We start from the raw sequence: 22098 nt of genomic DNA on the forward strand, positions 1-22098 counted from the left end.
GCCCCGGCGAGCGGCATGCAGGCAGCCGCCGGGCGGCCGCGCGGCCGCTCGCCCGCTACCTCTAAGGCGTTTGGCTGCCGGCACCCGCCAGTATCCATTCGAGCATGGTCTTCAGGTCGGCCTCACCCAGATCCGGGTGAGGCGGCATCGGTATGCTTCCCCAGACTCCGCTACCTCCGTCGCGGACTTTCTTAGCAAGTTTTTCGATAGCATAACCCTGTCCTTTATATTTTTTGGCTATATCTATAAAAGACGGGCCGAGCACCTTCTTGTCGACCGCATGGCAGGCAGTGCAGCCGTTGGCCTTCAGCAACTCTTGAGCCTTTTTCCCGACGGCGGACGCCTGGCCGGCCGCGGCGGGCTTGCCGGCAGCGGATGCCTGTCCGGATGCGGCCGCCACCTTGGCGCCGTCCAGCCCCAGGGTGCCGCGGGCATACTGGCGCGCGGCAGCGGCGTTCTGTGCGGGCGTGCCGGCCAGCGCAGGCTTGACGGTATCGGCTCCGCGCACCGGCCCGACGATGCGCATCTGCGCCGCCAGGTCGCCGTTGGAATCGCGGGCGTAGGCCGGCAGGCTGGAGGCGATCTTCACGTCCGCCATGCAGTCTTGCATGCAGGCGGTGTTGTGGGTGTCGGGCTTGCCGTCGACGTCCCACAGCCCTTTCCAGAACACCATGCCGTTGCGGTTGGGCATGCGCGCCTGCACTTCGGCGATGTTCTTGTCCGACAGCGTGTAGTCGTCGGGCACGATTTCGGCCAGGTTCAGCAGGTAGGCCAGCACGGCATAGACGTCGTCGGGCTTGAGCGACTTGGGCTTGTTCCAGGGCATGGCCCGGTAAATGAAGTCCCACATCGTGGAGATCGTGTCGACCTTCATGAAGGTGGTGCGCACCGGCTGGGCCGGGTTGAGCAGCGATGCCACATGGCCGGTCTTGATGTCTTCGTCGGTGGTGCCGCCGACGATGGGCGTGAAGACCTCGTTGCTTTCGCCAAAGGTGCCGTGGCACGAGGCGCAAGTGGAATCCCAGATGGTATTGCCGCGCTCGACCGTGCCGCTGCCCGGCGGCAGGCCCTTGAAATCGGGCCGCACGTCGATGTCCCAGGCATGCACCTCGGCGGCGGTGGCCGCCCGGCCCAGGCCGTAGGCATTCATGGCCGCGGCAGCCTGGGCCGCCGCGGTGGAGGCATCCGCCGCGGGCACACCCACCGGCGCCGGCGCCGTTGCAGCAGAAGCGCCCTGCCCGCCCGCCGCGGCCGGCGCCGCATAGGCGGCACCCAGCGCCGCGGCACACGCAAGCCCCGCCAGCAGCGCGGCGCGAGCCGCCGCCGTTCTACTCCACGTGTACATTGAAGACCTCCCCGGTATCGGCTACCTGCCAGGACTGGATGGCATTGTTGTGGTAGGTGGAGCGGGTGCCGCGCACCGCGTGCAGCTGCCCGTAGCGCGGCTGCACGAAGCCGGTGCTGTCCGTGGCGCGGCTTTGCAGGATGGCGGGGGAACCGTCCCAGACCCAGTCTATATTGAAGCGGGTCAGGCACTTGTCGAGTACGGGGGTTTCCAGGCGCGCGGTCTTCCAGTTGCGGCCGCCGTCGAAAGACACGTCGACTTGCTTGATCTTGCCGCGGCCCGACCACGCCAGGCCGCTGACGTTGTAGTAGCCCTTGCCCATCAGCACCTGGCCGCCCGAGGGGCTGGTGATGACCGACTTGCATTCCTGTATGGAGGTGTACTGGCGCAGCATGCCGTCGGGCATCAGGTCGACGTAGGCCGAGGTTTCGTTCATGGCGTTCCAGCGCTGGTCGCCGACCTCGATGCGGCGCAGCCACTTGACCCAGGACACGCCCTGCACGCCAGGCACCACCAGGCGCAGCGGGTAGCCGTTTTCGGGCCGCAGCATCTCGCCGTTCATGCCCCAGGCCACTATGGCATCGTCGAGCGCGGCTTCCATCGAGATGGTGCGGGTCGTGCTGGAGCCGTCGTTGCCTTCGGCCAGAATATATTTGCCGTTCTTGAGGTCGGCGCCGCAGTCGTCGAGCAGCACCTTGAGCGGCACGCCGGTGTATTCGCAACAGGACAGCATGCCGTGGGTGTATTGCACGGTGGGCACGGCGGCGTTGCCCCATTCCATTCCGGAATTGGCGCCGCACTCTATGAAATGGATGCGCGACACCGACGGCATGCGCATCAGGTCGTCCATGGTGTAGACCTTGGACTCTTTGACCATGCCGTTGATCATGAAGCGGTGCTGGTCGGGGTCGATGTCGACCCAGCCCTGGTGGTGGCGCTCGAAGTGCAGGCCGTTGGGGGTAATGATGCCGAAGAAGCCCTGCAGCGGGGCGAAGGCGACGGAGGCCTGCGCGGTCTGGGTCAGGCCGGGCGACTGGCGGCGCTGCAGATTGGCTTCGTATTTGGACGGCACGCCATAGGGATGGAAGGCCACGGGATGGCCCAGCATGGTGCTCCAGGGGCGCGGCTGCAGGATCATGGGGTCGCCCGCCGCCGGGGCTTGGGCGCCCGCCCCGGCAGCGGGCGCGGCCGACGCGCGGCCAGCGGCCCCCGCCGCCAGTGCGGCGCTGGCGGCCAGGAAGCTCTTGCGCAGGAAGCCACGGCGGGTTTCGTCCATACCGTGCTTATTGATGTCGTTGATGAGGTCGCCGGAAACGAAGCCCTCGGGCGCCTTGCGTAGCCGCCCCGCGGGAACCGGGCGGCGCTGGTTGATGCTCACTGATTTACCCTCTGTGCCCTCTGGTTTATATCTCTTTTAATAATATACTAATAACCATCAGGTCTAATTAAGGGATATCCCGGAATGGCGGCAAAGGCCGGCGGAACCAGCAAATTGCGGCGCACGGCACGGAAGGCCTGCGAGCCCGGCGTCCACTACGTCCGCAGATAAAAACGGCCATGCATAGGCATGGCCGCAAAAAGAGAGAGGCGCCTTTTTTTTTCAATAGGGCGCCTCTTTTAGTGTGAACAGGCCCTAAGCGACGGACTGCTGCTCCAGGGCCGCGTCGGCTTCGGCGTAGGCTTCCATGGGCGGGCAGGAGCACACCAGGTTGCGGTCGCCGTAGGCGTTGTCGACGCGCGCCACGGGCGACCAGTACTTGGCCTCGCGCAGGCTGGCCACCGGATAGGCGGCCTCTTCGCGCGTGTAGTCGTGGTGCCATTCGGCGGACAGCAGCGTCTGCGCGGTATGCGGCGCGTTCTTCAGCAGATTGTCCTCGGCATCGCGGGCACCGCTTTCGATCTGGGCGATCTCGGCGCGGATGGCGATCATGGCGTCGATGAAGCGATCCAGCTCGGCCAGGCCTTCCGATTCGGTGGGTTCGACCATCAGCGTGCCGGGCACCGGGAAGCTCATGGTCGGGGCATGGAAGCCGTAGTCGATCAGGCGCTTGGCGATGTCTTCGGCGGAAATGCCGCTGCTTTCCTTGATGGGCCGCATGTCCAGTATGCATTCGTGCGCCACGCGGCCGTTGCGGCCGGCGTACAGCACGGGATAATGGTCGCGCAGGCGCCGGGCGATGTAGTTGGCATTCAGGATGGCGACCTCGCTGGCGCGCAACAGGCCGTCGGCGCCCATCAGCGCGATGTAGGCATACGAGATCGGCAGGATGCTGGCCGAGCCGTAGGGCGCGGCCGCCACCGGCCCGACCTGGGCGTCCTCGGGCAGTTCGCCCTGCTCGTCCAGCAGGCCAGGCAGGTAGGGCGCCAGATGGGCGCGCACCGCCACCGGGCCGACGCCGGGCCCGCCGCCGCCGTGCGGGATGCAGAAGGTCTTGTGCAGGTTCAGGTGCGAAACGTCGGAACCGAATTTGCCCGGCTGGGCCAGGCCCACCATGGCGTTCATGTTGGCGCCGTCCAGGTACACCTGGCCGCCGGCCTGGTGCACAAGTTCGCAAATGCGGGTAATGGCTTCCTCGAACACGCCGTGGGTCGAGGGATAGGTAATCATCAAAGCGGCCAGGCGCTCGCCGACCTGGGCGATCTTGGCCTCGAGATCGGCGACGTCGACATTGCCGCGGGCGTCCGAGGCAACCACCACGACGCTCATGCCGGCCATCTGCGCCGAGGCGGGGTTGGTGCCGTGCGCGGAAGCGGGGATCAGGCACACGTCGCGCTGCGGCTGGCCCTGCGCGCGGTGATAGGCCCGTATGGCCAGCAGCCCGGCGTACTCACCCTGCGCGCCGGAATTGGGCTGCAGGCTGACCGAGTCGTAGCCGGTGATTTCGCACAAGGCGGCCGACAAGCGTTCGATCAGTTCGCGGTAGCCGGCGGCCTGCCCGGCCGGCGCATAGGGGTGCATGGCGCCGAAGCCTGGCCAGGTGATGGGGATCATCTCGGCGGTGGCATTGAGCTTCATGGTGCACGAGCCCAGCGGGATCATGCTGCGGTCCAGGGCCAGGTCTTTGTCGGCCAGGCCGCGCAGGTAGCGCAGCATGTCGGTCTCGGAACGGATGCGCAAGAACACCGGATGCGACAAGATGCCGGCATCGCGCCGCAGGCCGGCGGGGATGCCCGGCGGCGGCAGTTGTTCCGCGCCCCAGTCGGGCGCCGTCCAGGACTTGCCCAGGCCTTGCGCGAAAACCGCCACGAGCTGCGCCAGGTCTTCCAGGGTGACGGTCTCGTCCAGCGACAGGGCCAGGCGATCCGCGCCGACGCGGCGCAGGTTGATGCGGGCTTGCCGCGCCGCCTCGACGATGGCCTCGGTGGCGGCGCCGGTATCCAGCAGCAGCGTATCGAACCACGTGTCGTTGAGGCTGGCCAGGCCCAGGCCGGCCAGCGTGCCGCGCAGCCATGAAGCCAGGCGTGCAACGCGCTCGGCGATGCGGCGTATGCCTTGCGGGCCGTGCCAGACGGCGTACATGCCAGCCATTACGGCCAGCAGCACCTGCGCGGTGCAGATGTTGGAGGTGGCCTTTTCGCGGCGGATGTGCTGTTCGCGCGTCTGCAGCGCCAGGCGCAGCGCCGGGCGGCCCTGGGCGTCTTTGGACACTCCCACCAGCCGCCCGGGCATGTTGCGCTTGTAGGCGTCGCGGCAGGCCATGAAACCAGCGTGCGGGCCGCCGAAGCCCATGGGCACGCCGAAGCGCTGGGCCGAACCCACGGCGATGTCGGCGCCCCATTCCCCGGGCGGGGCCAGCACGGCCAGCGCCAGCAAGTCGGTGGCCGCCGTCACGACCGCGCCGCGAGCGTGCAGTTCCTGCGCCAGGGCGCGGTAGTCGCCGATGCCGCCCAGGCTGTGCGGATACTGCAGCAAGGCGCCGAAACAATCGGGCACACCATCGGCCTCGTCGTCCACTACAAGATCGATGCCCAGCGTGGCGGCGCGGGTACGCAATACCTGCAGGGTCTGCGGATGGCAGTGCGTCGATGCGAAGAACACCGTGCTCTTGGCGCGCGAACCGCGCCGCGCCAGGGTCATAGCCTCGGCGGCCGCGGTGCCTTCGTCCAGCAGCGAGGCGTTGGCGATGTCCAGGCCGGTCAGGTCGGCGACCATGGTCTGGTAGTTCAGCAGGGCCTCGAGCCGGCCCTGCGAGATTTCCGGCTGGTACGGGGTGTAGGCGGTGTACCAGGCGGGGTTCTCGAGAATGTTGCGCAGGATCACGTTGGGCACGTGCGTGCCGTAATAGCCCTGGCCGATGTAGCTGCGAAACACCTGGTTGCGCCTGGCGATGTCCTGCAATTCACGCAGCACGTCGGGCTCGCTGCGCGAGGCCGGCAGGCGCAGGGCGCCCCGCTGCAGGATGCTGGGCGGCACGACTTCGCGCACCAGGGCGCCGAGGCTGTCGACGCCGATGGCGGCCAGCATGCGGGCCTGGTCGTCTGGCGACGGGCCGACGTGGCGGGGTACGAAATCGCTATGGGGGTCTAATTCGCGCAGCATGTGTGCAACCTGATCGGGGTAATGAAAAATTGGGGCGGGCCGTATCCGCTGCGCCGGGCCGCTCGGAAGAGCCTTCGGGCTCTTCGGGACGGCGGCCGGCGTGCTATGCATGGCCCCTTGCTTCTGCTCAGCCCTTGGATGCCTCGTAGCCCGCCGCATCCAGCAGGCCGTCGACATCGGCGGGGTTCTTGGGGCGGATCTTGAAGATCCAGGTATCGAAGGCAGCCTCGTTGATGCGGTTCGGCTCGGACTCCAGCGCCTCGTTGAAGGCGGTGATTTCACCGTCCACGGGCGCGTAGATATCGGAAGCGGCCTTGACCGACTCGACCACCCCGGCGGTTTCGCCGGCGGTCAGTTCGGTGCCCGGATGCACCTCGCCGACGAAGACCAGATCGCCGAGCTGATCCTGGGCGTCGTCGGTGATGCCGACCAGGAATACATCGCCCTCGGCCTTGACCCACTCGTGGGACGTGGTGTATTTGCGATCGGTGGGTAGACTCATGATGTGCCTCTTTGGGAATAGGGATGGAATTCTTTCAGGGTTGCGGGGCTAGGGCCGGTTCCCTAAAAAGCCCCGGGCTTGCAGCCCCCGCGAAGCTTGCGCGGCCATGCTTGCGGCACGGCCCCGGCCCGCGGCACTCAGGCTCCCAGAATCTTACCGTGGCGCACGAAAGGCAGCGAGGCCACTTCGGCGGGCACCCATTTGCCGCGGATCTCGACCTCGACGCGCTCGCCGGGTTGCGCCTGGCCGTCTATGCGCGCCATGGCGATCGACACGCCCATGGTGGGCGACATGGTGCCGCTGGTGACTTCGCCGCCGCCCTGCGCCGTGCGCACGGCCATGTGGGCGCGCATCACGCCGCGCTCCAGCAGCCGCAGGCCGACCAGCGTGCGCGCCGCGGGCACTTGCTCGATGGCGGCGCGGCCTATGAAGGCGCGGCCCAGGTCTTTCAGGGACACGGTCCAGGCCAGGCCGGATTCCTGCGGCTGCACGAAGTCGTCCATGTCCTGGCCATACAGGTTCATGCCGGCCTCCAGGCGCAGCGTGTCGCGCGCGCCCAGGCCGCAGGGCCGCACGCCATGAGCCGCCAGGTCGCGCCACAGGGCCTCGGCCTGGCCCGCCGGCAGCACGACCTCGAAGCCGTCCTCGCCGGTATAGCCGGTGCGGGCCACCAGCGTGTCTGCGTCGACACGCACACCATTGAAGGGGGTAAGGTCGCGCGTGGCGGCTTCCCAGGCGGGGCGCGCCTGCCAGACCTTGGCGCGGGCGTTCGGGCCCTGCACGGCGATCATGGCGCAGTCGCGGCGCGGCTGCAGGCTGATGTCGAAATGCCCGGCCGCGGCCACGCGGCGCATCCAGGCCAGGTCTTTGTGCGCGGTGGCGGCGTTGACCACGATGCGCCACTCGTCTTCGGCGAAGAAATAGACGATCAGGTCGTCGACGACGCCGCCCTCGAAATTCAGCATGCACGAATACAGGGCCTTGCCGGGCGCGGTGAGGCGCGCCACGTCGTTGGCCAGCAGGCGGCGCAGGAACGGCCGGGCGCCGGGCCCGCGCAGGTCGATATTCAGCATGTGGGACACATCGAACATGCCGGCGTCGCGGCGCACGGCGTGGTGTTCTTCCAGCTGCGAGCCGTAGGCCAGCGGCATTTCCCAGCCGCCGAAATCGACCATCTTGGCGCCGGCCTCGACGTGGACGGAATACAGGGGGGTGCGTTCGAGCGCAGAGGACATGGAGACTCCGGACTGAGGTACGACAGTTTCAACAAGAATGTTGCGGATGTCGCCCTTCTGTCCTTTTGCCTGAGAGTTGGCTCGCGCAAAGCGAGCATTCACCTTCGGCGCCCGCGCGGCCGCCCCAAGGGCGTGGCGAGTCTCTCCAGAATACCGCCCTGCCCCGGCCACAGGCCCCGGGCAATACACGGGCGGTACGGGGTGCCTGAGCGATTCTGGGCGAATTGCGCCTTCGGCGGCCGGGCATCTGCCGGCTCTCTCCCGCCGCGTGTAATGACGGCAAGGTGAAAGCATAACCCGAAATCCGGGCCGCCACCAAGCAGAGACCTGCCAGACACTTGCGCTTATGGCTAGGCAGCCACAAACGGCGACGCGGGGGCAGCGCCGCGCCACCCCCAGTGGACAGCGCAGCGTGCATAGGCGCGCAGGGTTTTCTGAAATATCCGAAGCGGCAATGGATATCTCGGCGCCGCGCACATGGGTGCGCAGACGCCTGCAACCAAGGCGGCACCGGGCACGCGCCGGCGCCTGCACCGGCGCGGCTCAACCGCCCGCGCGCAGCGCCTTGCCGCAGGCCATGCCCGAGGCCCAGGCCCATTGGAAGTTGTAGCCCCCCAGCCAGCCGGTCACGTCCAGCGCTTCGCCGATCACATACAGGCCGGGCATGGCCCGCGCCTGCATGCTTTTCTGGTCTATGGCGCGGGTGTCGACTCCGCCGCGCATGACCTCGGCCTTTTTGTAGCCGGCGGTGCCGGTGGGCAACAGTTCCCAGCGATGGATGCGGGCGGCCAGCGCACGCAGCAGCTTGTCGGGAATGTCGGCCATGCGCATGGCGGCAAGGCTTGCGGCAGGCGCAGCACCGGCCCTTGCGGTACCCGCCTGGGCGGCGTCGGCCCGGATAGCACCGGGGCGCGCAGCGGCGGCTTGCGCGGCATCGCCCGCGCCACCGGGGCTCACCCGGATGCCCTCGTCCGCCTGCGCCAGCCATTGTTCTGCCAGGCGGCGCGGCCACAGGGCCGACAGAACCGAATGCAGTTGCTGCCGGTTGCCCGGCTTGGCGGCCAGCAGCTCCCGCTCCAGGTCGAGCTCCGGCGCCAGATCGAGCACGATCGGCTCGCCCGGGCTCCAGAAGCTGGATATCTGCAGAATGGCCGGCCCCGACAGGCCGCGGTGCGTAAATAGCAGGTCTTCGAGAAAGCGAGTCGCATGCTTGCCCGGGCCATGGCTGACCCCCGCTTCGAGCGCCACGCCGCTCAGCGCGCCGTAGGGCTGCCATTGCTGCGCATCGAATACCAGCGGCACCAGCGCCGGGCGCGGCTCGACGATCTTCAGGCCGAACTGGCGCGCCACCCGCAAGGCGAAATCGGTGGCCCCGACCTGCGGCACCGCCATGCCGCCGCAGGCCAGCACCAGCTGCGCCGCGCGGATCTCGCCGGCCGACGTGCGCAGCACGAACAGCTCGCCATCGCGCGCCACGGACTCTACCGTGCAGGGCATGCGCCAGGCCACGCCGCCCGCATCGCACTCCGCGCGCAGCATGCGGATGACGGATTCGCTGGAATCGTTGCAGAACAGCTGGCCCTTGTGCTTTTCGTGCCAGGCGATGCCGTGGCGGCGCAGCAGATCCAGGAAATCGCGCGGCGTGTAGGCGGCCAGCGCCGAGCGGCAGAAGTTCGGGTTCTGCGACAGGAAGTTGCCGGGGCCCGTGCCCAAGTTGGTGAAGTTGCAGCGGCCGCCGCCGGAAATGCGGATCTTCTCGGCCAGCTTGGCGGCATGGTCGAGCAGCGCCACGCGCAGGCCGCGCTGGCCGGCGACCGCGGCGGCCATCATGCCGGCCGCGCCGGCGCCTATGACCGCCGCATCGTAGACTTCAGCCACGCCCTAGGGCCTGTTCACAGTAAAAAGGCAGCCGCACCGGTGCGAATAGGCTCTAGTCTTCACGGATGCAATCGACGTAGTAGCGGATCTCGCCGTCCGCATCGGCTTCTTTGGCCAGGCCGTGGATATCGGTCTCGAAGCCGGGGAAGGCCGCGTTGAACTCGCGCGCGAAGCGCAGGTAATCGACGATGCGGTGATTGACGCGCTCGCCCGGGATCAGCAGCGGGATGCCCGGCGGATAGGGAGTGAGTAGCACGCCGGTCACGCGCCCTTCCAAGTCGTCGATGGAGACGCGCTCGACCTCGCGGTGCGCCATCTTGGCATAGGCGTCGGACGGCTTCATGGCCGGCTCCATGTCGCTCAGGTACATCTCGGTGGTCAGGCGCGCCACGTCGTGCTCGCGATAGGCTTCGTGGATGCGCTGGCACAGGTCGCGCAGGCCCATTTTTTCGTAGCGCCGGTGGTCGCGGCAGAACTCGGGCAGTATGCGCCATAGCGGCTGATTGCGGTCGTAGTCGTCCTTGAACTGCTGCAGGGCGGTCAGCAGCGTGTTCCAGCGGCCCTTGGTGATGCCGATGGTGAACAGGATGAAGAAGGTATAGAGCCCGGTCTTCTCGACCACCACGCCGTGCTCGGTCAGGTACTTGGAGACCAGCGCCGCGGGGATGCCGGTCTCGGCGAAGGTGCCCGAGATGTCCAGGCCCGGATTGACGATGGTGGCCTTGATCGGATCCAGCATGTTGAAGCCTTCGGCCAGGTCGCCGAAGCCGTGCCATTCCGCGCCCGATTCCAGCAGCCACTCGTCGCGGTTGCCGATGCCGTCGCTTACCAGGCGGTTCGGCCCCCACACCTTGAACCACCAGTCGTTCTTGCCGAACTCGGATTCCACCTTGCGCATGGCGCGGCGGAAGTCCATGGCCTCGCGGATGCTTTCTTCGACCAGCGCAGTGCCGCCCGGGGGCTCCATCATGGCCGCGGCCACGTCACAGGACGCAATAATGGCGTACTGCGGCGAGGTCGAGGTATGCATCAGGTAGGCCTCGTTGAATACATTGCGATCCAGCTTGCGCGTCTTGGACTCCTGCACGATGATCTGCGAGGCCTGCGAAATGCCGGCCAGCAGCTTGTGCGTGGAGTGGGTGGCGAAGATCATCGCCTCTTCGCTGCGCGGGCGGCCCTGGCCGATGGCGTGCATGTCCTGGTAGAACTCGTGGAAGGCGGCGTGCGGCAGCCAGGCCTCGTCGAAGTGCAGCGTGTCGATCTCGGCGCCCAGCTTCTGCTTGATCATTTCCACGTTGTAGATCACGCCGTCGTAGGTGCTCTGCGTCAGGGTCAGGATGCGCGGACGCTTGTCCAGTGCCTCGCGCGCGAACGGGTTGGCCTCGATCTTGCGGCGTATGCTTTCGGGGTCGAATTCGTCGAGCGGGATCGGGCCGATGATGCCCAGGTGGTTGCGCGTGGGGCGCAGGAACACGGGGATCGCGCCCGTCATGGTAATGGCGTGCAGTATCGACTTGTGGCAGTTGCGATCCACCACCACCACGTCGCCGGAGGCGACGTTGGCGTGCCACACCACCTTGTTCGAGGTCGACGTGCCATTGGTCACGAAGTAGCAGTGGTCGGCATGGAAGATGCGTGCCGCGTTCAGCTCGGACTCGGCCACCGGGCCGGTGTGATCCAGCAATTGGCCCAGCTCGTCCACGGCATTGCAGACGTCGGCGCGCAGCATGTTCTCGCCGAAGAACTGGTGGAACATCTGGCCCACCGGGCTCTTCAGGAAGGCCACGCCGCCCGAGTGCCCCGGGCAATGCCAGGAATAAGAACCGTCCGAGGCGTACTTGACCAGCTCGCGGAAGAACGGCGGCGGCAGGCCGTCGAGATAGGCGCGCGCCTCGCGGATAATGTGGCGCGCCACGAATTCCGGCGTGTCCTCGAACATGTGGATGAAGCCGTGCAGCTCGCGCAGGATGTCGTTGGGAATGTGCTGCGAAGTGCGCGTCTCGCCGTACAGGTAGATGGGTATGTCGGCGTTGCGGAAACGCAGTTCGCCGATGAAGCTGCGCAGGTTCTTGATGGCGTTGGCCACGTCTTCGGGCGAATCGACGTCGAACTCTTCGTCGTCGATCGACAAAATGAAGGCGCTGGCGCGGCTTTGCTGCTGGGCGAAGGAACTCAGGTCGCCGTAGCTCGTCACCCCCAGCACCTCGACGCCCTCGGCCTCGATGGCTGCCGCCAGGGCACGGATGCCGAAGCCCGAGGCATTCTCGGAGCGATAGTCTTCGTCGATGATGACGATAGGAAAACGGAATTTCATATAGCGCTCCTGCTAGAGCCTGTTCACACTAAAACATCTAAAAGGAAAAGCCGCGGCAAGCAACGCCGCGGCGCCCGGCCGCCCGCCGACGGCCCGCGAGGCGCACAGCCCCGGCGCGGCCTTGCACGGCACGAATTTGCGCGGAGCCCGCGCGGCCCGGGCTCCCGCCCCGGCCGTGGCCCGCGCCAGCCGCCCTAGGTGCGCGGCAGGGTGACACCCTGCTGGCCCTGGTATTTGCCGCCGCGATCGGCGTACGAGGTCTCGCAGACCTCGTCGCTTTCGAAGAACAGCATCTGCGCGCAGCCCTCGCCCGCGTAGATCTTGGCCGGCAGCGGCGTGGTGTTGGAAAATTCCAGCGTGACGTGGCCTTCCCATTCGGGCTCCAGCGGCGTCACGTTGACGATGATGCCGCAGCGCGCGTACGTGCTCTTGCCCAGGCACACCGTGAGCACACTGCGCGGGATGCGGAAATATTCCACGGTGCGCGCCAGGGCGAAAGAATTGGGCGGAATGATGCAGACGTCGCCGACGAAATCCACGAAAGACTTCTCGTCGAAAGCCTTGGGGTCGACGATCGTGGAATTGATGTTCGTGAATATCTTGAATTCACGCGCGCAGCGCACGTCGTAGCCGTAGCTGCTGGTACCGTAGCTGACGATCCGGCCGCCGTTGGCCGAGCGCACCTGACCGGGCTCGAACGGCTCTATCATGCCTCCGGCCGCCACTCGCCTGATCCAGCGATCGCTCTTTATGCTCATAGTCTTCACCTGATTGCGTGGGCGCCTATTTTAGCCCCGTCCCCGGCCCCGTGCGCGGCGCCCGGCCGGCCCCGGGAACAAAGCCGCCGCCGGGCCGGCGCGACGGGCCCGGAGCACAGCTACGCGCCGCGATAAAGAGGCATTTTCACGGCCATGCAAGTTCTTCTTTTCGACACAGGCGGGCACCGGTCAATCCTTGAAAAACGTTCTGTACACCAGCGCAATGCCATTTACCGTTCCGGTGCTCAGCTCGGCGCTCAGCCCCTTGGACAGGCGATAGCTCAGGCGCCCCACCGTGCCGGTCTGGGACAGGGCCTGCTCGATGCTCAGCGTGACCTTGCTCGAGATCTTCTTGCTGGCCCGCACGAACTGCTGTTCCAGAGTGCTGTCGGTGCTGCTGTTGTTGATGTCGTTGACCACGGTCTGCACCGGCAGCAGGCTGCCCGTGCTGCCCAGCTCGCCCGACTGGATCGAAACCTCGTCCAGGCCCAGCTTGCGGTACAGCGGCGCGCCGCCGCCCAGCAGCGAGGTTCCCAGGGACAGCAGCAGCGCGGTGTCCCCGCCGCCCTCGTCCGGCGCCCTGCCCAGCAGCAGCCAGGACAGCTTCTCGACGTCGCTGACGTCCGGATACGACACCAGGTCGATGCGCGGCCGCTTGGCCGTGCCCGCCACCCGCACCCCCGCCTCCACCGCCACCCCGGTGCGCAGGGCCTCGATATTCAGCACCGGGTTGCTGATGTCGCCCTGGAAGGTGATGGTGCCGCGGCGCAGCTGCAAGTGCTGGCCGTAGGCCGAGATCGCGCCGCCGCGCGTGCGCAGCGCCCCTTCGGCGCTCAGCTTGCCCTGCTCCATGATGATGCGCATGCTGCCCACCAGTCCCGAATCCAGGCCGTAGCCGGTAATGTAGAAGCGCGGCCCGAGATCCACCTTGAGATCCATGGAAACATCCATGGGCGCGGCCGCGGGAGCTTCCTGGCCGGGACGCAGCACCACCACGTCGCTGTCCAGCGTCGGCACGCTGCTCAGCATGTCCAGGTCGAACCAGCCGGCATCGGCCTGCAGCGAGCCGGTGATGCCGATGCGCGGAATCTCGACATCGATGCGCAGCTTGCCGCTGATCATCGCGTAGCGGTCGGAACGCTGCAGGATGGGATAGCGGTACAGATCTATGTTCACCGCGCCCGCGGACTTCATCAGATCCCAGGCGCCGCTCAGGGTCAGGCTGCCGTTCTTGGCGTCGGGGCTGGTGTGCACCCATTCGCTGGTGCGCCATTCCTTGGGGTCGACGCGCAGGCTGGCGGGAAACCTCAATGTGTCCAGCACCAGCCGCCCGCCGTCCAGGTGCGCCTGCAAAGTGCCGTCGAACAGCCGCACCCCGTCGTCGAGCCGCACCAGCTTGAGCTTGCTGCCATTGATCGTGCCGTGCGTGACCCAGGATCCATCGGCCTTGCGCGCGGCCTTCACGTCGGCATGCAGCGCGCCGCCCAGATCGGTGTCGTCGCCCGCGAACACGCTCAGCCAGGCCAGGTCGGCCATATCGGCGCGCAGCGTCAGATCCAGCGGCTGCGTGGCGCTGAACTCCAGGCCGCCCTGGGCCGACGAGCGCAGCTGGGTATTGGCGCTGGCCGAGATGCTGCCCTTGGAGGCGGTGTCGAGCTTCAATGCCAGATTCAGCCGGCTGAGCGCCGCGCCCGCCTTGACCGCCTTCGCGTCCAGCTCCAGCTGGCGCAGCCCCAACGGCAGCGGCGGCGAACCCGGGATCATGATGTCGCCCGACAGGCGCCGGATACGCGCGCCGCCCTGCAGCGCGCCGTCGAACTTCAGGTTCCAGTCGGCGGCCAGCACCAAATCCGCGCCGCCGCTGCCTGCGCCCTGCTCGACCTTGACGCGCCCGTTGTCGGGGCCGTGCGCGGCGCCGTAGCGGCTGCGCAGCTCGCGGATCAGGCGCGACGTAATCGCCAGCTTGGCTATCGAACCGCGCGTTTCCCAGCGCCCCGGGGCCAGGCGCGTGTCCTCGTGGCGCAGGTCGAAGCCCAGGCCCGAGGGCAGGCGGAATTCCAGTGTGGCGGCGCCCACCTGCCACTGCCAGGCCGGCGCTTGCGCCTGCGGCAGCAGGGATATGGGCAGCGCGCCGCGCAGCCGCACACTCGTGCCGGCCTGCTCTACCTCGAAGCGGGTGAGTTCGCCACGCCAGGCCTGCACGCCGGCGGCATCGGCCCGCCAGGCGCCTTTGGCGGCCAGCTTTGCCTTGATCGGCGCCGGCGCCGCCTGGGCCGAGGTCGCGCCCGGCCGGGAGAGCTGCGCAGTCTTGGCGGCTTTGGAAGCCTGCGCGGCCTTGGTGCTTGCCACGGATTTCGCAGGCTGCGTCGATTTCGTAGATTTTGCAGGTTTCGTAGATTTTGCAGGTTTCGTAGATTTCACGGACTGCGTAGATTTCGCGGACTCCGCGGGCTGCGTAGCTTTGCCGGCCTTGGCGGGCCGGGCAGGCCGGTCGGGCGCCGGCTGGTAGCTCAGGCTCAGCTCGGTGGAATGCGCGGCGGGCGAACCTTGCACCTGGCCCGACAAGGTCGCGCCGCCCGGCAGCCCCGGCCAGAACGCCGACAGCACCGGCGCCTGCATATCGAGCTTCAGGCGGCTATCGGCCAGGCCCAGGGAGCCGGACGCCTGCAAGTGGTTCCTGCCCAAGCGCAGATCCATGTTCAGGGTCTCCAGCTGCAGGAATTTCCACGATTCCGCGGCAGCGGCCGGCTGTGCCGCCGGAGCGGCGGGCCGAGGCTCGCCGGCCGCCGCGGCCGGGTTCTGAGTTTTGGCAGGCGCCACCCCCGCCGGCGCCTGCCCGGCCTGTGCTTGCGGCGGCGCCGCCGTGGCCGGCATGGCGGAAGATCCTGCGCCCGAGGCCGATGCCGTGTTCACCAGCCGGGTTTCCAGCGTCCCCGACAAGGGCTGGTGATTCCAGCTGGAGCCCGGGCCGAATTGCGCCCGCAGGGCGGCCGACAGCAAGTCTTTGCGATCAGCCAGGCGCACGTCGAAGTCCATGGTCGAATCCAGCCTGGTGGCGGGAATTACCGGCCCGACCAGGGCCCCCAGATCCAGCTTGCTGCTGCGGATGCTGCCCTGCACCCGGTCTTGTGGCTTGCCGTCGACGGCCTCTTCGCTCCAGTCGAGCCGCGCCTGCAGCGCCGAGCCGTCGGGCAGGCCCAGATCCAGGCTGGCCCGGCGCAGCGGAAAACCGGCGCGCGGGCTCAGGTCGGCATCGGCATCCAGCCGCAAGCCCTGGCCCTGGGCGCCCAGCACCACTTTCAAGGCATCCAGCGTGCCCTTGAGGTCGGCCGCCACGTCCACCTCGCAGGCCTGGTTCGCCGGGCTTTCCTTATCGCCCTCGGGCAAGGTCGGGACGAAGTGGCGGGCGCACAGCAGCGTATCGTTGGGCAAGCCTTGGGCATGCAGCTTCAGGCTGCCCTGCATCGGCCAGGGATCCGCCAGGCCCAGCAGCTCGAGGCGGCCGTCCAGGCGCAGTTCCATCGTGTCGTAGTCCAGGCCCACGTTCAGCACGTCCAGCTGCGCGCCGCCGCCCGACAGGGACAGCGCCGCCGCCACGTCCTTGATGCCCACCGGCAGCGGCTCGCCGTCCTGGCGGATGTTCAGCTCGCCGACACCGAAGTGCTCCAGCACGATGCCCACCGGCAGCGCCGGCAGGCGCAGCGGCTCTTGCGAGGGCGGCTCGCCGGTGCTTTCCAGATCCAGGTCGAGGCGGTCGGCGGCCAGCACCCGCACATGCAGCCGGTGATCCAGGAAGGCGCGCCAGTCCACGTCCAGCTGCAATTGCCGGATGCGCACCGCGGCGCCGGGGAACTTCAGATCGACGTCGCGCACCCGCAAGCCCGACCAGAGCGAGCCGTGCACGCCATCGATGCGCCCGTCCAGTTGCTGGGCGGCGGTATGCAGCAGCCAGCGCGTGCCCTGCTGCGTACCGGCGCACCAATAGAGGAAGCCCGCCGCGACCGCAACCAGCACCAAGACCGTCGGGCCCAGCCCGACCAGCACACGCCGGATCCATCGCAAGGGCCAGCTCAAAACGCAATACCCAAAGAAAACTGCAGGCGCAGCTTGTGGTCGCGCTGGCCATAGGCCAGATCGATGAAGAACGGCCCGGCGGGCGTACGCACCAGCGCCCCGACGCCATAGCCCACCGCCCAGCGCATGGCGCCGAACGATGCGGCGGCATCGCCCGCGTCCACGAACACGCTCATGCCGTAGCGATCATTGAAATAGTGCATGTACTCGATGCTGCCCACCGCCAGCGCCGGCGCGCCGACCACGGCATCGCCCTGCTGCAGCCCGATGCTCTGGTAGCGGTAGCCGCGGATAGTGCGCGCCCCGCCCGTGCGGTAGCCGAAATCCTGCGGCAGGCGCGAGGTATGCGACCACACCTTGCCGACCTCGCCGCGCACCGTCAGCACGTCGCGGCGCCCCACGGGCCACCACTTCTGCGCGCGCAAGTCCGCGCGGTAGAAGGGTTCGCCGGTGTCCAGGGTCGTGCCCGCCCCCAGGCCCACGTCGACCAGATTGCCCTCGCGCGGATCGTACTTGCTGTCCACGTCGCGCCGCAGCCAGTCCCAGGTGGCCACCAGCGTCGGCACCTCGTAGCGGCCGTCGCCCTCGATCTTGGTCTTGTCGTAGGCGGCCACCAGGCCCCACTGCGTCTCGAACTGCACGCGGCTGTCGCCCGCCGCATTGCGCACCTGCTTGCGCTTCCAGCCCAGCCCGGCGCGCTCGCTGTCCAGGCCCTCGATGTCGGAATGGCTGTACAACACACCGACGCTGTCGTCGTAGCCGTCCACGGTGGGCGCCAGGTGCACGTCATAGAAGGCGCGCTGCCGGTTCTTGTCGACCCCCGCGCCGGTTTCTATCCAGACCGGCTGGCCGAACACCACATTCTGCCGATACAGGCCTTCGACTCGCACGCCGTTGTCGCTGTCCACGCCCAGCGAGGTGGCGAAGCGGCGCGCCGGCGCCTCGGTGACCTTGACCTGTACCGGCAGCTCTACGTCGCCGTCGGGCAGGGTCTTGGGATGGGTCTTGTCCAGCGTGACGAAGGCGCCGCGGAAAAACGTGGTCGACTGCAGCGCCTGCTGCCAGTCGTCCAGCCGGGTCTGGTCGTAGGAATCGCCGGGGGTGTAGCGCACGTAGCGATCGATCAGCTTCTGCGGCACGCGCCGCAGGCCGGTGACTTCCATGCTGCCCAGGCGCACTCGCGGGCCGCTGTCCACCGCCATGCGCAGGTCGGCGCGGGCCGCTTCGGCGTCGATGGTGGCCTGCGAGCTGACCAGCTTGGCAAGATAGAAGTCGCGCGTGCTGACATTGTCGATCAGGTCGGTCTTGGCCTTGCTCCATTGTTCGTTGATGAAGGGCTTGCCCTGCTTCAGGGGCCACTGCTCGCGGATCTGCGCGATGCGCTCGGCGAAGGCGGGGGTGGCGATACTGCCCGTGAAAGACAGATCGACCTTCCTGACCGTGGTGCGCTCGTTGGGCTCTATGGTGATGTCCCAGGTTTCGCCGCCCACGTCCTTGCCGACTTCCAGCGTTACTTTGGGCGAGAAATAGCCCTGGGTGGCCAGCGCCGAGACCGTCGCTTCGCGCGCGCGGCGCCGCAGGCGCGACATTTCGCTGGCGTCCTGATCCTGGGCCAGGCGCGTGATGACGCCTACCGCGCTATTGATGGACTGCAGCGCCTGCGGGCCCACGCCGCCCGGGTCGATGACGACCTCGGGCGCCGCGGCGCAGGCCGCATCGCTCGCTCCGAGCGCCATCAGCAGGCCGGCGGCGAGCGAGCGCATACGCACCGTCAATGCGCGGTGGCCAGCGGCGGTTTCTTGGCCGCCGCATCGTGAGGCAGGCGGGCGACGATCTCGGCCACCTTGCGCGCCACTTCCAGGTAGATGGCCGCGACCGCCCCTGCGGGCTCGGCCGCCACGGTGGGCTGGCCCGAATCGGTCTGCTCGCGGATGTCCATGCGCAGCGGCAGGGCGCCCAGCCACGGCAGGTCGAATTCCGCCGCCATGTCGCGCCCGCCGTGTTCGCCGAAGATCGGCTCGGCGTGGCCGCAGTTGGAACAGATATGCACCGACATGTTCTCGACCACGCCCAGCACCGGCACGTTCACTTTCTGGAACATACGCAGGGCCTTGCGCGCGTCGGCCAGGGCCAGGTCTTGCGGCGTGGTGACGATGACCGCGCCGGCCAGCGGCACCTTCTGCGCCATGGTCAGGGCGATGTCGCCGGTGCCCGGCGGCATGTCGACGATGAGGTAGTCGAGGCGATCCCAGTTGGTCTGGCGCAGCAACTGCTCTACCGCCTGCGTCACCATGGGGCCGCGCCAGATCGCCGGCGCATCGGCGTCGATCAGGAAGCCTATGGAATTGGCCTGCAGGCCGTGGCCCACCAGGGGTTCCATGGTCTTGCCGTCGTTGCTCTTGGGACGACCCGACAGCCCGAGCATGATGGGCACGCTGGGGCCGTAGATGTCGGCATCGAGCAGCCCCACCCGCGCCCCATGGCGCTGCAGCGCCAGCGCCAAGTTGACCGCCGTAGTGCTCTTGCCCACGCCGCCCTTGCCGGAGGCCACCGCGATGATGTTGCGTACATTGGGCAGCGGCTCGAGGCCGTGCTGCACCGCGTGGGTGGAGACCATGGATGTGGTGACACGCATGTCCTTGAGTTCCAGCCCCAGGCCGTGCACCACGGCCTCGATACGCTTTCGCAGCTCTGTCTGGCGGTTGTGCAAGGGATGGCCCAGGGCAAGCACCAGGCTCAGTTCCTTGCCGTCCAGATGGACGTCGCTGTTGCTGGCCGTAATGGCCAGGGCCGCGCCGCTGCGGGGGTCTTCCACCTGCGCCAGCGCCGTACGTATCTGCTGTGGGGTAATACTCATTTCAATCCAGCCTTTCCAAGGGATTACAATGACTTCAACCTGAAGATGACTTCAGCCTAAAGAATAGCGGATTGGCGGAATTATTTTCCGTGCCGGCTGTCTATCCAAGACGATGAACGCATTCAATCAAATACTCAGAGTAGGGCTATTTCTGGTGCTGGCGGTGTTCGGCACCATCATGGCTTTCATTTTCATGGTTTCCACGGCAATTGCAATTGCCGTGCTGTACGTGGTGGCGCGCATCAAGCGCCGCCCCTTTGGCGTGCGTGCCTACTGGGATCAGCGCCACAAACCGTCGCCGCGCAAAAATACCTTTAAAAACAAAGACGTGGTCGACGTCGAGATGCGCGAAATCCGCTAATCGCCCGGCCGCGGGCGCGACTGCAACCGCTGGTGTCCAGTCGTGAGCGCGGTAAACTTTGCCTTTCCTTGCCTGGCAGGCCGTGAACGCCGGGCGGTTTTCCCCGTTACCTGATTTTCCACACCCTACTTTCGCCCCTACGCACTCATGCCGCGCACGCTATTCGTCACCACCGCCCTGCCCTACGCCAACGGTTCCTTCCACATCGGCCACATCATGGAATACATCCAGGCCGATATCTGGGTGCGCTCGATGCGCATGGCCGGGCATACGGTGCACTTCGTGGGCGCCGACGACGCGCACGGCGCGCCCATCATGCTCAAGGCCGAAAGCGAAGGCATCAGCCCGCAACAGCTGGTGGCCCGCTATGCCGGCGAGCGTCCGCAGTACCTGCAGGGCTTCCATGTCGCGTTCGACCACTGGCACAGTACCGATTCCAAAGAAAACGTGGCGCTGTCGCAGCAGATCTACCTGCGCCTGAAGGAACAAGGGCTGATCACCACGCGCACCATCGAGCAATTCTACGACCCGGTCAAGGGCATGTTCCTGCCCGACCGCTACATCAAGGGCGAGTGCCCGAACTGCCACGCCAAGGATCAGTACGGCGATTCCTGCGAGGTCTGCGGCGCGGTCTATGCGCCCACCGACCTGATCGAGCCGTATTCCACGCTGACCCACGCCACGCCGGTGCTGAAGTCGTCCGAGCATTTCTTTTTCAAGCTGTCCGACCCGCGCTGTGTGGAATTCCTGCAGTCCTGGACTTCCGGCAGCAACGCCGCGGGCCTCAAGCGCCTGCAGCCCGAGGTATTGGCCAAGACCCGCGAATGGCTGGGCGGCGGCGCCTCCGGCGCCGAGGCGAACCTGGCCGACTGGGATATTTCGCGCGATGCCCCCTATTTCGGCATCCCCATTCCGGACGCTCCCGGCAAGTTCTTCTACGTGTGGCTGGACGCGCCCATCGGCTACCTGGCCTCGCTGATGGCGTATTGCGCCCAGCGCGGCCTGGACTTCGACGCACTGCTGGATCCCGCCGGGCCCACCGAGCAAATACATTTCATCGGCAAAGACATCGTCTATTTCCACGCGCTGTTCTGGCCCGCCGTGCTGCATTTCTCCGGACGCAAGACGCCCGATGCCCTGAACGTGCACGGCTTCATCACCGTCAGCGGCGAGAAAATGTCCAAGAGCCGCGGCACCGGCATCTCGCCGCTGCGCTACCTGGAACTGGGCATGAATGCCGAATGGCTGCGCTACTACATCGCCGCCAAGCTCAATGCGCGCGTCGAAGACCTGGACTTCAACCCCGACGATTTCGTGGCGCGCGTCAACAGCGACCTGGTCGGCAAGTACGTCAACATCGCCAGCCGCGCCGCCAACTTCATCAACAAGCATTTCGGCGGCGAACTGGCCTACCAGGGCGACGCGGCGGCGCTGCAGGCCGAGCTGGCCCAAACGGCCGAGAGCGTGCGCGCCGATTTCGAGGCGCGCGAATACGGCCGCGCCATACGCGCCGTCATGGCCCATGCCGACCGCATCAACCAGGCCTTCGACGCCGCCCAGCCCTGGGTCATGGCCAAGGGCCTGGATCAGGCCGACGCCGAGCGCAAGGCCGCGCTGCAGGATGTATGCTCGCGCGCGCTGGCCGGCTTCAAGGCCTTGTCGGTGATGCTCGCTCCGGTGCTGCCGGCGCTGGCCCGAACCGTGGCGCACGAGCTGTTCGGCCTGAACCGCGGCTTCGCATGGGCCGACGCGGCCGAGCTGCCGGCCCGCATCGCGGCCTTCAAGCACCTGATGCAGCGCGTCGACCCCAAACTGCTCGACCAGCTGTTCGAGCCGCCGCAGGCACCCGAGGCCGCCGCGCCCACGCCGGGCGGCGAGCCCATTGCCGACACCATAGACATCAAAGATTTCGCCAAGGTCGACCTGCGCATCGCGCGCATCGTCGACTGCAGCGCCGTAGAAGGTTCCGACAAGCTCCTGCGCCTGAGCCTGGACGTGGGCGAAGGCCGCCACCGCCAGGTGTTCTCGGGCATCAAGTCGGCCTACGCGCCGGCCGACCTGGTCGGCAAGCTGACGGTGCTGGTGGCCAACCTGGCGCCGCGCAAGATGCGCTTCGGCGTGTCCGAGGGCATGGTACTGGCTGCCAGCCACGAAGACGCCAGCGTAGACACCGGCATCTATATTCTGGAACCCTGGCCCGGCGCGCAGCCGGGCATGCGCATCCGCTGAACAGG

At 67.3% G+C, this 22098-nt stretch carries 13 protein-coding genes and 2 riboswitches; of the genes, 2 read left to right on the forward strand and 11 right to left on the reverse strand.

What is annotated here, in order from left to right; genetic code table 11:
• Window positions 1–61 precede the first annotated feature (61 nt).
• The 11 genes from CEY11_RS08880 to apbC form a co-directional block, all read right to left on the reverse strand.
• Window positions 62–1345: a c-type cytochrome gene (locus CEY11_RS08880; protein WP_198958863.1), complete on the reverse strand. Its 1284-nt coding sequence runs from the start codon at window positions 1343–1345 to the stop codon at window positions 62–64.
• A complete protein-coding gene (soxC, locus tag CEY11_RS08885; RefSeq protein WP_233154802.1) occupies window positions 1329–2723 on the reverse strand; it encodes a sulfite dehydrogenase in 1395 nt (464 codons plus the stop codon). Before soxC ends, CEY11_RS08880 begins: the two co-directional genes overlap by 17 nt.
• Window positions 2724–2978: 255 nt before the next feature.
• Window positions 2979–5885, reverse strand: coding sequence for an aminomethyl-transferring glycine dehydrogenase (gene gcvP / locus CEY11_RS08890; protein ID WP_088603014.1), 2907 nt, complete (start codon window positions 5883–5885; stop codon window positions 2979–2981).
• A gap of 127 nt (window positions 5886–6012) precedes the next feature.
• The gene (gcvH, locus tag CEY11_RS08895; RefSeq protein WP_088603015.1) at window positions 6013–6387 is read right to left on the reverse strand and encodes a glycine cleavage system protein GcvH; all 375 of its coding nucleotides are present in this window, start codon (window positions 6385–6387) and stop codon (window positions 6013–6015) included.
• A gap of 137 nt (window positions 6388–6524) precedes the next feature.
• The gene (gene gcvT, locus CEY11_RS08900; RefSeq protein WP_088603016.1) at window positions 6525–7622 is read right to left on the reverse strand and encodes a glycine cleavage system aminomethyltransferase GcvT; all 1098 of its coding nucleotides are present in this window, start codon (window positions 7620–7622) and stop codon (window positions 6525–6527) included.
• 47 nt (window positions 7623–7669) lie between these two features.
• A riboswitch (glycine riboswitch) is annotated at window positions 7670–7781 on the reverse strand.
• A 22-nt stretch (window positions 7782–7803) separates the two neighbouring features.
• Window positions 7804–7896: riboswitch (glycine riboswitch) on the reverse strand.
• A gap of 269 nt (window positions 7897–8165) precedes the next feature.
• Window positions 8166–9500, reverse strand: a complete 1335-nt coding sequence (locus tag CEY11_RS08905; RefSeq protein WP_198958864.1) for a BaiN/RdsA family NAD(P)/FAD-dependent oxidoreductase — start codon at window positions 9498–9500, stop codon at window positions 8166–8168.
• Between the two features lie 52 nt (window positions 9501–9552).
• Complete coding sequence (locus CEY11_RS08910) at window positions 9553–11814, reverse strand: arginine/lysine/ornithine decarboxylase (protein WP_088603017.1); 2262 nt, start codon at window positions 11812–11814, stop codon at window positions 9553–9555.
• A 194-nt stretch (window positions 11815–12008) separates the two neighbouring features.
• A complete protein-coding gene (gene dcd, locus CEY11_RS08915; protein WP_088603018.1) occupies window positions 12009–12572 on the reverse strand; it encodes a dCTP deaminase in 564 nt (187 codons plus the stop codon).
• A gap of 189 nt (window positions 12573–12761) precedes the next feature.
• Window positions 12762–16634, reverse strand: coding sequence for a translocation/assembly module TamB domain-containing protein (locus tag CEY11_RS25710; protein ID WP_233154803.1), 3873 nt, complete (start codon window positions 16632–16634; stop codon window positions 12762–12764).
• An 8-nt stretch (window positions 16635–16642) separates the two neighbouring features.
• Window positions 16643–18409 (reverse strand): autotransporter assembly complex protein TamA, encoded by a 1767-nt coding sequence (locus CEY11_RS08925; protein ID WP_088603019.1) that lies wholly within the window; start codon window positions 18407–18409, stop codon window positions 16643–16645.
• Between the two features lie 8 nt (window positions 18410–18417).
• A complete protein-coding gene (gene apbC, locus CEY11_RS08930; protein ID WP_088603020.1) occupies window positions 18418–19503 on the reverse strand; it encodes an iron-sulfur cluster carrier protein ApbC in 1086 nt (361 codons plus the stop codon).
• A gap of 112 nt (window positions 19504–19615) precedes the next feature.
• Between apbC and CEY11_RS08935 the strand changes: the two genes are divergently transcribed.
• A complete protein-coding gene (locus tag CEY11_RS08935) occupies window positions 19616–19864 on the forward strand; it encodes a hypothetical protein (protein ID WP_088603021.1) in 249 nt (82 codons plus the stop codon).
• Between the two features lie 147 nt (window positions 19865–20011).
• Entirely contained in the window at window positions 20012–22093 is a 2082-nt protein-coding gene (gene metG / locus CEY11_RS08940) for a methionine--tRNA ligase (protein ID WP_088603022.1), read from the forward strand.
• Window positions 22094–22098 lie beyond the last annotated feature (5 nt).

Origin of the sequence: Candidimonas nitroreducens, assembly GCF_002209565.1 — a bacterium.
GTDB lineage: Bacteria > Pseudomonadota > Gammaproteobacteria > Burkholderiales > Burkholderiaceae_B > Candidimonas > Candidimonas nitroreducens.